This window comes from Kitasatospora sp. NPDC096204 (genome assembly GCF_044763205.1).
Classification (GTDB): Bacteria; Actinomycetota; Actinomycetes; order Streptomycetales; family Streptomycetaceae; genus Kitasatospora.
This window is the reverse complement of sequence record NZ_JBIWFT010000004.1, coordinates 174,120-187,922: the sequence shown is the minus strand read 5'-3', so window position 1 is coordinate 187,922 and position 13,803 is coordinate 174,120. Positions and strand designations below refer to the sequence as shown.

Genomic DNA, 13,803 nt, shown 5'->3' with positions numbered 1-13,803 from the left:
GACGTGACGGGCAGGTGATATTTGTGTGCGGTGCATTCCATGATCACCCGTACCCCGCGACGCGCCCTGCCCGCCGCCGTCGCCGCCGTCGCCGCCGCCGCCCTGTTGGCCGGCTGCACCAGCGGGGGCGGCACCGCCGCCGCACCCGCGACCGCCTCGGCCGCCGCCACGCCACCGAGCGCCGCCCCGGCCCCGACGCCGACGGTCAAGCCCACCGGCGCCGCCGACCCGGCGCTCAAGGCCTTCTACGGCCAGCAACTCGCCTGGGGCCCGTGCGCGAAGGACGCGCGGAACGAGGCGGACACCTCGGCGCTGCAGTGCGCCGCCCTCAAGGTCCCGCTCGACTACACCGCCCCGGCCACCGGCACCCTGGACGTCGCCGTGGTCCGCAACCCGGCCACCAGGCCCGACCAGAGGATCGGCTCGCTGCTGATCAACCCCGGCGGCCCGGGCGGCTCCGGCGTCCAGATGGTCACCTTCGACCCCAAGGGCTTCGACGGCCCGGTGCACGACCGCTACGACATCGTCGGCTTCGACCCGCGCGGCACCGCCGGCACCAGCCCGCTCAACTGCCTGGACGACCAGGCCAGGGACGGCTGGCTGAACACCGACCAGGCCACCGCCGACCACGGCAAGCAGCTGGCCGACGCCTGCCAGGCCAAGTACGCCCAGGTCCTGCCGTTCGTCAGCACCCGCAACAGCGCCCGGGACATGGACGTGCTGCGCGCCGCCCTCGGCGACCAGAAGCTCAGCTACCTCGGCCTGTCCTACGGCACCTACCTCGGCTCGCTCTACACCGAGGAGTTCCCGGACAAGGTCGGCCGGGTCGTCCTGGACGGCGCCACCTCGGCCTCCACCTCGCTGATCCAGCACAACATCGAGCAGCAGGCCGGCTTCGAGCGGGCCCTGAAGGCCTTCGCCGCGGACTGCGTCACCAAGGACGCCTGCTCGCTCGGCAAGGACCCCGACCAGGCGGCGGAGAAGCTCGCCGCGTTCCTCGACGGGCTGAAGGACAAGCCGCTCAAGACGGAGAAGGGCCGCACCCTGACCTCCGGCATCGCCTGGACCGGTGTGCTCAGCCGGCTCTACGGCGGCGAGAAGGCCTGGACCGGCCTGCGCAACTCCATCGGCTGGGCGATGGTGCGCGGCAAGGGCGACTACCTGCTCGACCTCGCCGACGGCTACAACGGCCGCGACAAGGACGGCCACTACAGCCCCTCGGCGGACGCCTACACCGCCATCCACTGCGCCGACGGCGCCACCGACGCCCCGGCCGGAGAGGCCCTGCAGGCCGCGCTGACCGACCTCGCCGCCAAGGCCCCGCTGGTCAGCAGGCACGACCCGACGGCCGCGCTGTTCGACCCGGACTGCCGGATCTGGCCGTTCCGCGCCACCGAGAAGCCGCACACGATCAAGTCGGCCGCCGCCACCCCGATCGTGGTCGTCGGCACCACCGGCGACCCGGCCACGCCGTACGCCTGGGCCGAGAAGCTCACCGCCGAGCTCGGCAACGCCGTCCTGCTCAGCCGTGACGGGGAGGGCCACACCGGGTACGGCGCGAGCAAGTGCGTCCGCGCCTCGGTGGACGCCTTCCTGCTGGACGGCACCGTCCCGGCCGCCGGCATCCACTGCCCGACGGACTGACCCGCGAGCCCGACCAGCGGCGGCGCCCACCCAACGGCGGCGGCGCCGGGCTCACGGGCCCGGCGCCGCCGCCGATTTCGCGCTCACGAAGGGGCTCACAGCCAGCCGCGTCGGGCCGCCTTCAGCCCGGCCTCGAACCGGCTGGTCGCCTCCAGGCGTTCCATCAGCCCGGCCATCTGCCGCCGCACCGTGCGCATCGACACCCCGAGGCGCTTGCCCGCGGCCTCGTCCGTCATCCCGGAGGCCAGCAGCCGCAGCAGTTCCTTGTCCCCCGGGGCGATGCCGTCCTCCGGTGCCCGCTCGCGCGCGGCGCCCAGGGGAACGGCCGTCTCCCAGGTCTGGTCGAAGAGCGCGACCAGGGTGGCCACCATCCCCGGCGAACTGGTGCAGAGCGCGCCCAGCCGGGAGTTGTCCGGATCGATCGGGACGAGGGCCGTGACACGGTCGAAGATCAGCACCCTGGCGGGCAGGATCGGGCTGGTCCTGACCTCGCCGCCGCGCTCGGTGGTCCACTGGGCGTAGGCGAGCGTGGCCGGGTCGTTGCGGACGCTGTCCTGGTAGACGGCGCACATCCGCACGTTCCGCCGCAGGGCCTGCTCGTCGAGCACCCGCGAGGCCGCCAGGCTCTCCTCGGACTGGGCTCCGCCCGGGATGATCGACAGGCACTCGGTGTGGAGCCGGCGGGTGAGGATCTCGAGCCGGCCCTGGATGGCGTCGAGGCCGACGAGGCGTTCGTTGCCGTCCCGGTCGGTGTCGGGGCGCAGCGCCGAGTACTCGGCGACCGCCCTGGCCGCGGCCGCCTTACCGGCCGCCAGGGCGTGGTGCCGCCGGGCCAGTTCCTCCTCCTCGCGGTGGAGCAGGTGGGCCAGGCCCGCCTCGGGGCTGACGGCCCGGAGCCCGCCGACCGCCTCCCTGGACGGCGCCAGCAGGCCGAGTTCGACCAGTCGGTCGAGGGCGTCCCGGAGCTGCGACTCGGTGACGCCGACCTGTTCCGCGAGATCGGTGAGACGACTGGAGGCCCCTTCCAGCATCTCCCGGTAGACCTTCTCCGTGCAGGTGTCCAGCCCGAACGCTTCCAGCACTTCGCATCCCCCAGCTCCACAGTCGGCGTCGGCGATCCCCCACCGATGACGATCATAATCGCCATTCCCCATTCCTTCACCTGGCACCAACCGATTCCACCCATGGGCACGCCCCGCCCCGCCGCCGGCCCGCGGGTGAACGCCGACCGGGCCCCACCGCGTCGCGGTGGGGCCCGGTTCTCGGAGCCGGTTCTCGGAGCCGTTCCCGGCGCCTTTCCCGTGTTCTCCCGGCTTCGCCTCGGGTCGTGCGCCCGATCTCAGAGCAGGTCGCTGACCTGCCGGAAGCCGTTGTCGGGCCACATGCTGTAGCCGGTCGTGGTGTCGAGCGTGCCGTTGCCGTTGCCCGACCACAGCAGCAGGTTGCCGTCCGACAGCTTCCCGGCGATGTCGGCCTTGCCGTCACCGTTGAAGTCACCCGCCACCAGATCGGACACGTCCTTGAAACCGTTGCCGGGCCACATGCTGTACCCGCTCGCGGTGTTCAGCGTCCCGTTGCCGTTACCGGTCCACAGCAGCAGGTTGCCGTCCGACAACTTCCCCGCGATGTCCGTCCTGCCGTCACCGTTGAAGTCCGCCGCGAGCAGGCCGGACACGTCCTTGAAACCGTTGCCGGGCCACATGCTGTACCCGCTCGCGGTGTTCAGCGTGCCGTTGCCGTTACCGGTCCACAGCAGCAGGTTGCCGTCCGACAGCTTGCCCGCGATGTCGGCCTTGCCGTCACCGTTGAAGTCACCCGCCACCAGATCGGACACGTCCTTGAAACCGTTGTCCGGCCACATGCTGTACCCGCTCTTGGTGTCCAGCGTGCCGTTCCCGTTGCCCAGCCACAGCAGCAGGTTGCCGTCCGACAACTTGCCGGCGACGTCCGTCCTGCCGTCACCGTTGAAGTCCGCCGCCACCATCTCGCCGACCTGGCCGAAGCCGTTGTCCGGCCACATGCTGTACCCGCTCTTGGTGTCCAGCGTGCCGTTCCCGTTGCCCGTCCACAGCAGCAGGTTGCCGTCCGACAGCTTCCCCGCGATGTCGCGCCGGCCGTCGCCGTTGAAGTCGACCCGGGCCGGGTCGGCCGTGGGCTGCGGGTTCGGGGCGGATCCGGAGACGGCCAGGTCGAGGTAGTCCCGGTCGATGTTCAGGGTGTAGCCGCCCCAGCTCTCCGTCACGTCCCCGCTGTACTGGTGGACGCGGGAGTGGTTGACCCACAGGTCGCCCGGGACGTACGGGTCGGCGGTGTCCGCCTTCCCGTTCCAGTTCGCGTAGTAGAGCACGTCCGGGATGGTGTAGCCGTTGTCCCGGTTCCGGACGATGTCGGCGATGCCGCTGGAGGAGGAGCTGTAGACCGAGGACTTGTAGCCGCGCTCGTGCAGCCGGCTGGTCCAGGCCGAGACGAAGGCCAGGACCGCCGGGCTGTACTGGGAGGCGTAGCTCTCCATGTCGTAGTGGAGCAGGCTGCCCTGGCCGAAGCCGAGCGCCTGGGCCTTGGCGACGGCGTCGTCGGCGGCGGCCGCGCCCTGGCTCGCGGGGTTGGTGATCCGCGGGGCCTGGACACCCGCGTAGATCGGCAGGAACCGCCAGCCGTCGCCGGCCTGTTGGCGAACCCAGTCCGCGGTGAGGTTGTCCTGGGCGCAGGTCCGCTCGGCGCCGCCGATGTAGATGCCGACGGCTCCGTACGGCGAGGCACTCTTCCAGGCCCGCATCAGCGCGGACGAAGGGGCGGTGCAGGCGTCGAAGCCGTTGCCGGTGAAATCGGTGCTGCCGGCGGGGAGGGCGACCGTGGTGGTGAGGGCCTGCACCCCGGTGGACGGGGCCTCGGCGGACGGGGCCTCGGCGGACGGCTTCTTCGCGGCCGCGGCGGGCGCCGCCGTGGACGGAATTCCCGCGTCGGCGACGACGGAGCGGACCAGCGCCTCGTCGTCCCCGTACGTGGCGGTGACCCGGAGGCCGCCCGCGGTGGCGGTGAACTCGTGGCTCATCGGGTCGGCGGTGACGCCGGGCGCGGAGTCGGCGTCGGCCGGCCGCACGCGCAGCGTCTCCGTGCGGCCGATCAGGCCTGACGGGCAGTTCATGCCCTCGCCGGGGGTACCGAGGTAGATCGCGTGCCGGTCGAGGCGGACGCAGGCGGTGGGGTCGGTGGCGAGGTCGACCACCTGCCAGTCGGCGGGCACGGTGAACCGGTGGCCCAGGTAGGTCACCGCCCGGGTGTCGAAGGGGGCGGTCGGGGTCGGGGCGGCGACGGCCGCTCCCGCGGCGACGGCGCAGAGGGCGAGGGAGCTTGCTGAGGCGAGCAGGGCGCGACGGACACGCATGGGAATCACCTTGTCGGGTGTGGGAGGGGGTTCGGTCAGCGGTTCGTGGTGCCGCGTCAGCCGATGAGGGGGTCGACGGCCTTGAAGCCGTTGCCCGGCCACATGCTGTACCCGCTCGCGGTGTTCAGCGTCCCGTTGCCGTTGCCCGTCCACAGCAGCAGGTTGCCGTCCGACAGCTTCCCGGCGATGTCGGCCTTGCCGTCACCGTTGAAGTCGTCGGCGACGAGGTTGTCGACGGCCTTGAAGCCGTTGTCCGGCCACATGCTGTACCCGCTCTTGGTGTCCAGCGTGCCGTTGCCGTTGCCCAGCCACAGCAGCAGGTTGCCGTCCGACAGCTTGCCCGCGATGTCCGTCCTGCCGTCACCGTTGAAGTCCGCCGCCACCATCTCGCCGACCTGGCCGAAGCCGTTGCCCGGCCACATGCTGTACCCGCTCGCAGTGTTCAGCGTCCCGTTGCCGTTACCGGTCCACAGCAGCAGGTTGCCGTCCGACAGCTTCCCCGCGATGTCGGCCTTGCCGTCACCGTTGAAGTCGCCCGCGACCAGGCTGCTGACGCCCTTGAAGCCGTTGTCCGGCCACATGCTGTACCCGCTCGCGGTGTTCAGCGTGCCGTTGCCGTTGCCCAGCCACAGCAGCAGGTTGCCGTCCGACAGCTTCCCCGCGATGTCCGTCTTGCCGTCACCGTTGAAGTCCGCCGCCACCATCTCGCTCACCTGGCCGAAGCCGTTGCCCGGCCACATGCTGTACCCGCTCGCGGTGTTCAGCGTCCCGTTGCCGTTGCCCGTCCACAGCAGCAGGTTGCCGTCCGACAGCTTCCCCGCGATGTCGGCCTTGCCGTCGCCGTTGAAGTCGAGGCGGAGCTTGGGCGGCTCCGGCACCGCGTCGTCGACGATGTTCTTGTAGCGCAGGCCGACGTAGTAGCTGGTGGGCCAGCCCTCGACGCTGCTGCTGTTGATGTTGGCGCGGGTCGGGCCGTGGGTGGGGTTGTTGGGGTTGCTCTCGGCGTAGTACGTGAAGTCGCCGTTGGCCTTGTTGGTCCAGCCGGCGAACAGGAAGGTGTGCTCGGCGGTGTAGTCGAGCGCGTCACCCGGCTTCAGGTCGGAGAACGGGACCTTCGTGGACACGTTGGGCAGGGTCTGGGTGACCAGGCTGCTGGTCAGGTGCCAGGCCATCGAGATGTACCCCGAGCAGTCCTCGCGGTAGGTCCCGTTGCTGTCGGTCCACCAGCCGCCCTGGTTGTACGGGACGTGCTGGTCGACCCAGCTCTGGGCGCGGGCCAGGACCTCGCTGCGGGTGATGGTGCCGCCGGCGCTGGACGCCGCCTGGACCGGCGCCGCGGCCGTGAACACGGTGGCGCAGGCGCTGACCGCGACGAGGGCCGCCAGCGAACGGGTTGCGGTGCGGGAGGTGCGGGACGAGCGGGACATGAGGATTCTCCTTCTCGGTGTCGGCGTCGCGATGACGCCCGGTGACGTGCTGTCAGTGCTGCTGCGCAGCCGCCGACGCGGTGCCCAGCCGGTCGGCCAGGCCGGTCAGGGTGCTGCGGTCCTCGGCCTCGGTCGGCGCGCCGGCGCCCGAGGCACCGGGGCCGTCGGCGGGGACGGCGAACTGGACGACGGCCACAACGTTTCCGCGGTGCACGAGGTAGACGTGGCCGGTCTGCGGGCCGGGGGCGGACTGCCCGGCGACCGCGGTCCACTGCCGGGCGTAGGCCGTGCCCTCGTCGGTGGTCGCCGTGGTGGTGACCTCGGCGTCCTGCGGCAGCTTCGCCTCCCGCTGCAGAGCGCGGGAGGTGTCCCGGCAGGCGTCCATCGCGGCGCGGAGGTCCGCGTACGCCTGCTCGGCCGCCGCGGCGTCGCGGTAGCTGAAGGTGTCCTGGATGGCGGGGGTCCTGAAGGTGCTGACGTAGCCCTGCTGCTGCCAGGTCGTGGCGCCCTTGACGGTGGCGCACTCGTTGAGGCGGACGTCATGGGTGACGGCCTGGGTGTTCGGCGGCGCGATCGGCTTCCACGAGGCGGCCGCATTGGCGGGCAGTCGGTCGGGCGGCAGCGGAGCGAGCAGGGCCGCCGGCGCCTGCTCCCCGCCCTTGGGGGCGGGCGCGGCCGTGCCGGGCGCGGGGGCAGGCGGCGCGGCCGGGGTCGCCCCCGCGGAGGGCTGGGCCGGCGCCGCCGGGCTGCCCGGTCCTGACGGCGTCTCGGACGCCGCCTCGGTGGGAGCCCCGGCCTCGGCGGCCGGGGAGGGCGGCGAGGGCGGCGAGGGTGTCGGCGACGCGGCCGGGGCGCTGACCTCGGTCCGGGCGGGCGGCACCGCCGAGGCCCGGGTGCCGGTGTCGAGGCCGGCCCAGGCGAGGCCGCCTGCGGTGACGGCACAGAGCGCGACGGCGGCGCGGACGAGATTCGACTTCGTGGTGGCCACGGCGGGCTCCTCCTGGGCAAGCTAGTGGCGTGAGCACGTCAAAACATGGATGGTGACGGCCGGTCGGGCACGGGACGATCCGGTCCCGGAGCGGGGATCAGTGGTGGATCAGTGGTGGATCAGGGCGAGGCCGTGCCGGGAGAGCGGTTCGCGCACCCGCTCCAGCAGCGCCCGCACCGTGGCGAACGCGGCCGCCTCGGAGTCGGAGCGGACGAAGAAGTAGAGCTCCATCCCCTCGGCGGTGAGCCGGACGGTGAGGTGTTCGAGCCCCTCGCAGGGTCTGGTGTGAGCCCAGATCAGGTCCTCGACGACCGGGCCGGCGGGTTCGGGCGATCCGGCCGGAGGGCCGACCCCCGAGACCTCCAGCAGGGCGAGCACGATCCGCACGGAGTTCAGTCCCAGCCGATCACGCTCGACGGCCCGTCCCAGCCGATGACGTTCGGGGGCGCGTCCCAGCCGATGACCTCCGAGGGCGCGCCACCGTCGGCCGTGCCCGGGGCCCCGGCCATGACGGAGGCCCCGGCCGCGACGGGAGTGCCGTCCGCGACGGCGGCCGGGGCGCAGACGAGCGGCAGCAGGACGGCGGCGGCACCGGCGGACAGCAGCAGAGCGGCGCGGAACATGGATGTCTCCCGGGACAGGAACGGTGGGGCGGGCCGATGCGGCCCCTGCGGTCTGCGGGGTCCGGGAGTTGGCTTCCCGTCTGTTCTCCCCGCTGACCACAATCCTGCTGGTTCCGACGTCCCCCGGGAACGGGTACGGGCTGTCACCAATGGGTCGGGCCACTTGGTGCCAGTGATCACGGTGGCGATTATGATCGTCACGGCCGGGGGCGTCGAACCCCGATTCGGCGGCCGTCGACCGGGAGACACAGGAGGGGACTCCCGGTGGCACCGCCGGGGGCCCGACTCCTGACCGGGCGTCGGGCCCCGCCCACCCCGGCGGTTCTCAGTCGTCGCCGAGGCTCCGGTAGGCGGCGGCGACGGTGAGCATCCAGGCGACCTCCTCGCGCGGGGTGCGGCCGCCGGTGGCGGCACCGGCGAGGACGGCGGGGGGCGCCGGAGCGGGCAGGTCGCGGGCCCGGTGCAGGACGGCCGTGCGCAGCCAGCGGGCCTCGACCCGGGCCGGGTCCTCGCTCGCGTCGAGCAGCACCGCTCCTCCACCGGTCGGCGTGTCCTCCCGCAGCACCAGGACGGCGTCCCGGATGGCGAACGCCCGGTGGGCGAGGTCGACCGAGCGGTCCCCCGGGGTCAGCAGGTCCCGGAGCCGGCTGCCCGGGGTGCCGAGCACCACCTGCGGGACGGCCCCGATGACGTCCGCCCAGAGCGGGTACAGCCGCCACAGGGCGTACTGGTCCCGTACGTAGCCGACCAGGGTGCCCAGGGGCGGGACGGTCACGCCGAGCACGAACAGGACGATCATCAGGGCGGGCAGCAGCTCGCAGACCGTGTCGGTGAGCGGCACCGGCTTCCCGTCCGCGTCCAGCTCGGTCGCGTCCCCGCTGCTCAGCACGAAGTAGACCCGGTAGAGCGTGTAGGACAGGCCGGTGGCGCTCGCCGCCGCCAGGAGGGTGACCCCGAGCCGCACCGCCCCGCGTGGGACGCTCGCGCGGTTGGACCAGAAGAGCGCGGCGCCCCGCGCGGTGGCCACCGCGAAGACGAGGTTGTACACCCCGAGGTACGCCGCCACCCCCGGGTTCCCGTAGTGGGCGTCGATGCCGAAGGCGCCGTCGTAGTCGTGCGGGAGGACAAGGAAGAACAGCAGGGTGAGGGCGAGGGCGGCGGCGCAGGTGAACAGCAGCCGCCCCCGGGCGGCGCCCCGTCCTTCCGGAGGCCGGCGGACGGCCTGGACGTACTCCAGCAGGAAGTAGGCGGCGCCGACTCCGGCGAGATGCTTGAGCAGCAGCGTCACGTCCCGGACGTGGGTCAGCTGCGCCAGCCCGCTCTCCACGACCTCCGGCCTGACGCTGACGCCAAGCGCGATCGAGACGAAGCCGCCCCAGAGCGCCCGGTTGGCCCGGCCGGCGAAGGCCGTGGGCGTCCGCCAGAGTACGACGGCCCAGGCCAGTGCGGGCATCAGCCAGGTGAACAGCGGGCGCATCAGGACTTCCTCCAGCGGGGCGGGCGTACGGGGTGCAGCAGGCTCGCGGCCAGCCGGCCGGAGGCCTGGCTCGGGCCGTCGTCCGTGCCGACCAGGTCGGCCAGCAGCAGGGCGATCATCTCCGCCTCCTGCTCCTCGGCGGTGTGGTAGCCGGTCCGGCCCGCTCCGAGCAGCCCGGCGATCAGCTCGGGCGTCAGATCGGGCAACAGGGCGGACAACCGGGAGAGTTCGAAGGTGCCGGTGTGGCCGCACAGGACGTGGCCGAGCTCGTGCAGCTTGATCAGGTCCCGGTGGGCCGGGCTGGTGCGCGGCTCGTAGTAGACGACGTCCACGCTGGGCAGCGCGATCCACAGCCCGCAGGGCAGGTCGGGGCCGAGCGCGGGCAGCGGTTCCAGGACGATGGGCCGCCCCCGCTCCCGCTCCAGCAGTGCGCGGAAGCCCTCGACGGTGAACGGGTCGGGCAGGCTCAGCCCGGAGAGCCGCTGCTCGCAGCGGCGGCGCAGGCCGCGGGGAAACGCCATGGGGCAGGGTGTTCCTCATCAGGGAGGGGACGGACCGGGCGGACGGACCGGGCGTATGGGGGTGCCGCTCAGTCCCCGGCGTTCGGGCCCGGGTCCGCTCCCGCGGCGCGCTCCTCGACCTGTCGGAGGTTGTCGGCCAGGGCGAGCAGCACCCGCAGGCTGCCGTCCGAGAGCGCGGAGGCGCGTTGGACCAGGCTGACCACGCCGTCGTTGCCGAGGGCCCGCCGCAGTTCGCCGATCCGCTCCAGCTGGTCGAGCTGCTCGTCGACCAGGGAGGCCTTGGCGTCGTCCAGGAAGTAGCCGGCGCCCGCGCTGATGCCGAAGCCCCGGCCCAGCCAGTCCAGCGTGTCCACGGTGGGGTTGGAGGCCTGGCCCTTCTGGTTCAGGCCGAGGTGCAGGTTGCGGACGGTGTCGCGCGAGATGACGTCCCGGCCCGCCATGCGGTTGATCCGGTCGGCGATCTCCCGGTACGCCGGGGGGCGCCCGCCCGATCTGGCTGCCTCCCGGGCCATCAACCGCTCCAGTCGGCGGGCGATCGCCGCGGCGCGGTCGACCGGGTCCTGCGGCCCGCCCGTTGCTGCAGCCCTCACCATCTGTCCCTCTCCTCGAACCCGCCACGATACCGCCGGCACCCGCCGGGTGGTAGCGGGCCCGGTCCGGGGCTCCCGGGTCCCGGGGCCCTCAGATGCCGGGGTGGTGGAGGAACCGGTAGGTGTCCCGGTCGAGTTCGGTGACCTGGACGCCGATGGCGGCGGGCTCGGCGATCCGGGCGCGCAGGGCGGCGAGCACCCGGGCGGTCAGTTCGGCGCGCTGTTCGGTGCTGCGGCCGGCCAGGATCTTCACCTCGACCAGCACCGCGGCCTCGCCGCTCGTGCCGTCGCCGACGTGGTGCCCGCCGGCGGGGCGGAAGAGGGTCTTGCAGTCCGCCACCGTGGTGTCGATCACCTCGGTGATCGCCTGGTGGAACTCGGCGGCCAGCGCCGCCCGGTCGAAGTCGAGTCCGGCCGAGTGGTCGACCAGGATCTGCGGCACGGGAACCTCCAGGAGTCGTCGCCGGACACCGTCGCCGGACGCCGACGACGCTATCGGACACACCCCGGGGCCCCGGCGCGGGGTGCGGCGCCGGGGCCCGGGTGCCAAGCGGTGGAGGGAGGCCGGGTCAGCAGCCGAAGTTCACCTTGCGGAAGGTCACGTAGTGGTCGGCGGTGTAGTAGTCCTCGTGGTACTGCTTGCCGGTGACGATGCGGCGGGCGCCGCGGGTCGGGGAGCCCGGGGTGACCACGGTGTACTCGTGGTAGTAGCCGGACGTCTGCGCGGGCAGCACGCGCTCCCGGTTCTGGAAGACGACGCCGTCCTGGCTGTACGGGAAGGGACCCCCGGAGGCGATCAGGTCGAGGGTGGTGTGGGCCTGCGGGGGCAGCGCGGAGAGGCACACCGAGCCGCTCACCGCGGCGTGCGCCTCGGTGGCGACGGCGATCGGCGCGAGGGTGACCAGGGCGACGGCGGCGGTGGCGGCGACGCGGGTCTTCCACGCGCGTAGAGTTCGGGTCATGACCATCAGGATGGCGATCGTCCCGGGCCTTCGGAAGCCCCGTTCCGATTCTTCATCTCCGGTCAACTCGGCGTACCCTCCGGTGTCCTGACCCGGTCAGCCGCCCGGCCCGGACCCGGCCGCCGCGCCGGCCTCAGCCGCGGGAGAGCACCAGCGACTGCACCGACGGGAGCCGGCGCCAGTCGCTGGAGACGATGCTCGCGTGCGCCTTCGCCAGCTGCTCGGTGCGGGCCCGCGCCTGGTCGGCGGTCGGGTCGGTGGCACTGATCTCCGGGGCGACCAGGTGGGAGTCCGTCATCACCAGCAGGTAGTGGGCGTTGTCGTACCAGGCGGTGTCGATGGTCCTGACGTAGGTCGAGGCGTCGCCGTCGAAGACCACGAACCAGGGCCGGATCGACGCGTCGCCACCGGTGTACTGGCCGCGCGGGTCGCCGGTGGCGGCGCCGAGCACGGACGGGAACACCTGGGCCTGGCCGATCCGGCCGGCCGCCGCGAGGTCCCGCAGGTGCCGGCCCTGCTCGACGTCGGTGTGCAGGGTGTCGAAGGGGTTGCCCAGCTCGACCGTGCCCGGGATCGCGTACAGCAGCACCTTCCCGGCCAGCGCCGAGCGGCTCGGCCAGTTGCCCGCCCGCACCGCCTCGTCGACGCTCGGGTACGAGCCGCCGCCGGGCTTGGCCAGCAGGTCGGCCGGGCGCAGCACGGCGGAGCCGAGGTGCTGGGCGACCAGCGCGTCGAGCTGGTCGGGGCCCATCCCGAGGTTGGCCGAGTAGCCGGGCTTGAGCTCCAGCTTGATCACCAGCGGCCCGGCGCCCGGGTGCGCGGCGAGCCAGACCCGGACGTCGTCCAGGCAGCTCTCCAGGTTCTGGTCGGTGCCGCCCGTGTAGAGCTGCCCGGGGGTGCCGGCGGCGGTGCAGTTGTTGGAGTTGCCGAACGGGTTGGAGTGGCTGACCTGCCACTGCTTGGTGATGACGTTCGGCCACAGGTCCAGCTCGATCATCCCGGTGCCGGTGTCCAGGCCCTGGGCGAGGTACGGGAAGGCGGCCGGGTCGTAGGTGTTGTGGATGCCGACGGTGGTCGCGGAGCCGAACGGCAGGTCGCCCGACCCGGCCGTGGTGGCGTCCGCCGGGGCGGTCGGGATCAGCGCCGCCGCGGCGGCGAGCAGGCCGGCGGCCAGGAATCCGGTCAGGGTGCGGCGTACGGTCATCGGAACGGTCCCCCCAAGTCGTGGGATGCCGGCCGCCCTGCTCCCGGGCAGCCTGACGAAGCATCTCCCGCCGGGGCGTGCTCCGGATGAAGAAGGCACGACAATAGCGTGACGGATGCACAGCTTCTCCCCCGCACCGCTCCCCTTCCTCCACGCGCTCCCCACCCGCCGCACCCGCCACGCCCACGGGACGGTGACGGTCCGTCAGTGATCCGCGACACCTGGTTAGCGTGGCCCGCGAGCGGGGTGCGGGCGGCCGGTCCGTCACCCCGGCACCAGCTGCGGAGGAAGCGATGTCCCTGGTCCGGGTCCACAACTTCTCGATCTCCCTGGACGGTTACGGCACGGGAGAGGGGCAGAGCCTCGACGCGCCGTTCGGCCACGCCACCGACCGGCTGCACACCTGGTTCTTCCGCACCCGGGCGTTCCGGCGGATGCAGGGCAAGGACGGCGGCGACACCGGCGTGGACGACGCGCTGGCCCGCACCTGGGGCGACGGCATCGGCGCGGAGATCATGGGCCGCAACAAATTCGGCCCGCAGCGCGGCCCCTGGCAGGACGAGGACTGGCGGGGCTGGTGGGGGCCGAACCCGCCGTTCCACACCCCGGTCTTCGTGCTCACCCACCACCCGCGCCCCACGCTGGAGATGGAGGGCGGGACGGTCTTCCACTTCCTCGACGCCTCCCCCGAGGAGGCGCTGCGCCGGGCCCGGGAGGCGGCCGGCGGCCTGGACGTGCGGATCGGCGGCGGCCCGAGCACCGTCCGGGCCTTCCTGAAGGCCGATCTGGTCGACCACCTGCACGTGGTCGTGGTGCCGGTGCTGCTCGGCCGGGGCGAGCCGCTCTGGACCGAACTCGAGGGGCTGGAGCGGCGCTTCCGCACCGAGGCGGTGGCGAGTCCGAGCGGCGTCACCCACCTGACCTTCACCCGCCCGTAGCCGGCCCGGGCGCGAAACGACGGCGGCGGCCACCCCGCGGATAC

The 13,803-nt window shown here is 72.9% G+C and carries 14 protein-coding genes; 2 read left to right on the top strand and 12 right to left on the bottom strand.

The window, feature by feature from the left end; genetic code table 11:
• Nucleotides 1–39: 39 nt before the first annotated feature.
• Nucleotides 40–1,644 carry an alpha/beta hydrolase gene (locus ACIQ87_RS06290; RefSeq protein WP_402402332.1) on the top strand — a complete coding sequence of 535 codons (1,605 nt, stop codon included), beginning with the start codon at nucleotides 40–42 and terminating at the stop codon, nucleotides 1,642–1,644.
• 95 nt (nucleotides 1,645–1,739) lie between these two features.
• Here ACIQ87_RS06290 and ACIQ87_RS06285 read toward each other — a convergent pair whose 3' ends face one another.
• The 12 genes from ACIQ87_RS06285 to ACIQ87_RS06230 form a co-directional block, all read right to left on the bottom strand.
• A complete protein-coding gene (locus ACIQ87_RS06285) occupies nucleotides 1,740–2,726 on the bottom strand; it encodes a LuxR C-terminal-related transcriptional regulator (RefSeq protein WP_402402329.1) in 987 nt (328 codons plus the stop codon).
• 257 nt (nucleotides 2,727–2,983) lie between these two features.
• Complete coding sequence (locus tag ACIQ87_RS06280; protein ID WP_402402326.1) at nucleotides 2,984–5,029, bottom strand: glycoside hydrolase domain-containing protein; 2,046 nt, start codon at nucleotides 5,027–5,029, stop codon at nucleotides 2,984–2,986.
• 56 nt (nucleotides 5,030–5,085) lie between these two features.
• Nucleotides 5,086–6,456, bottom strand: a complete 1,371-nt coding sequence (locus ACIQ87_RS06275) for an FG-GAP repeat domain-containing protein (protein ID WP_402402323.1) — start codon at nucleotides 6,454–6,456, stop codon at nucleotides 5,086–5,088.
• A gap of 52 nt (nucleotides 6,457–6,508) precedes the next feature.
• A complete protein-coding gene (locus ACIQ87_RS06270) occupies nucleotides 6,509–7,444 on the bottom strand; it encodes a hypothetical protein (RefSeq protein WP_402402320.1) in 936 nt (311 codons plus the stop codon).
• Between the two features lie 108 nt (nucleotides 7,445–7,552).
• Nucleotides 7,553–7,831: a hypothetical protein gene (locus tag ACIQ87_RS06265; protein ID WP_402402317.1), complete on the bottom strand. Its 279-nt coding sequence runs from the start codon at nucleotides 7,829–7,831 to the stop codon at nucleotides 7,553–7,555.
• Nucleotides 7,832–7,836: 5 nt separating this feature from the next.
• Nucleotides 7,837–8,067: a hypothetical protein gene (locus ACIQ87_RS06260; protein WP_402402314.1), complete on the bottom strand. Its 231-nt coding sequence runs from the start codon at nucleotides 8,065–8,067 to the stop codon at nucleotides 7,837–7,839.
• 325 nt (nucleotides 8,068–8,392) lie between these two features.
• On the bottom strand, nucleotides 8,393–9,544 hold the full coding sequence (locus tag ACIQ87_RS06255; RefSeq protein WP_402402311.1) for an MAB_1171c family putative transporter: 1,152 nt from the start codon (nucleotides 9,542–9,544) through the stop codon (nucleotides 8,393–8,395).
• Entirely contained in the window at nucleotides 9,544–10,065 is a 522-nt protein-coding gene (locus tag ACIQ87_RS06250; protein ID WP_402402308.1) for a hypothetical protein, read from the bottom strand. The genes ACIQ87_RS06255 and ACIQ87_RS06250 overlap by 1 nt, the downstream gene beginning before the upstream one ends.
• A gap of 68 nt (nucleotides 10,066–10,133) precedes the next feature.
• A complete protein-coding gene (locus ACIQ87_RS06245) occupies nucleotides 10,134–10,658 on the bottom strand; it encodes a hypothetical protein (protein WP_402402305.1) in 525 nt (174 codons plus the stop codon).
• 88 nt (nucleotides 10,659–10,746) lie between these two features.
• Nucleotides 10,747–11,097, bottom strand: coding sequence for a 5-carboxymethyl-2-hydroxymuconate Delta-isomerase (locus tag ACIQ87_RS06240; RefSeq protein WP_402402302.1), 351 nt, complete (start codon nucleotides 11,095–11,097; stop codon nucleotides 10,747–10,749).
• Nucleotides 11,098–11,224: 127 nt separating this feature from the next.
• Nucleotides 11,225–11,617 (bottom strand): ribonuclease domain-containing protein, encoded by a 393-nt coding sequence (locus ACIQ87_RS06235; RefSeq protein ID WP_402402300.1) that lies wholly within the window; start codon nucleotides 11,615–11,617, stop codon nucleotides 11,225–11,227.
• A gap of 133 nt (nucleotides 11,618–11,750) precedes the next feature.
• Nucleotides 11,751–12,821, bottom strand: a complete 1,071-nt coding sequence (locus ACIQ87_RS06230; protein WP_402402297.1) for a phosphatidylinositol-specific phospholipase C domain-containing protein — start codon at nucleotides 12,819–12,821, stop codon at nucleotides 11,751–11,753.
• 293 nt (nucleotides 12,822–13,114) lie between these two features.
• Here ACIQ87_RS06230 and ACIQ87_RS06225 point away from each other — a divergent pair, with 293 nt between their 5' ends.
• Complete coding sequence (locus tag ACIQ87_RS06225; RefSeq protein WP_402402294.1) at nucleotides 13,115–13,759, top strand: dihydrofolate reductase family protein; 645 nt, start codon at nucleotides 13,115–13,117, stop codon at nucleotides 13,757–13,759.
• The last annotated feature ends 44 nt before the right edge of the window (nucleotides 13,760–13,803 follow it).

Coding starts and splice junctions, on each gene's coding strand:
- ACIQ87_RS06290 (WP_402402332.1), top strand. CDS start 40: ATGATCACCCGTACCCCGCGACGCGCCCTGCCCGCCGCCGTCGCCGCC.
- ACIQ87_RS06280 (WP_402402326.1), bottom strand. CDS start 5,029: ATGCGTGTCCGTCGCGCCCTGCTCGCCTCAGCAAGCTCCCTCGCCCTC.
- ACIQ87_RS06275 (WP_402402323.1), bottom strand. CDS start 6,456: ATGTCCCGCTCGTCCCGCACCTCCCGCACCGCAACCCGTTCGCTGGCG.
- ACIQ87_RS06260 (WP_402402314.1), bottom strand. CDS start 8,067: ATGTTCCGCGCCGCTCTGCTGCTGTCCGCCGGTGCCGCCGCCGTCCTG.
- ACIQ87_RS06255 (WP_402402311.1), bottom strand. CDS start 9,544: ATGCGCCCGCTGTTCACCTGGCTGATGCCCGCACTGGCCTGGGCCGTC.
- ACIQ87_RS06250 (WP_402402308.1), bottom strand. CDS start 10,065: ATGGCGTTTCCCCGCGGCCTGCGCCGCCGCTGCGAGCAGCGGCTCTCC.
- ACIQ87_RS06245 (WP_402402305.1), bottom strand. CDS start 10,658: ATGGTGAGGGCTGCAGCAACGGGCGGGCCGCAGGACCCGGTCGACCGC.
- ACIQ87_RS06235 (WP_402402300.1), bottom strand. CDS start 11,617: ATGACCCGAACTCTACGCGCGTGGAAGACCCGCGTCGCCGCCACCGCC.
- ACIQ87_RS06230 (WP_402402297.1), bottom strand. CDS start 12,821: ATGACCGTACGCCGCACCCTGACCGGATTCCTGGCCGCCGGCCTGCTC.
- ACIQ87_RS06225 (WP_402402294.1), top strand. CDS start 13,115: ATGTCCCTGGTCCGGGTCCACAACTTCTCGATCTCCCTGGACGGTTAC.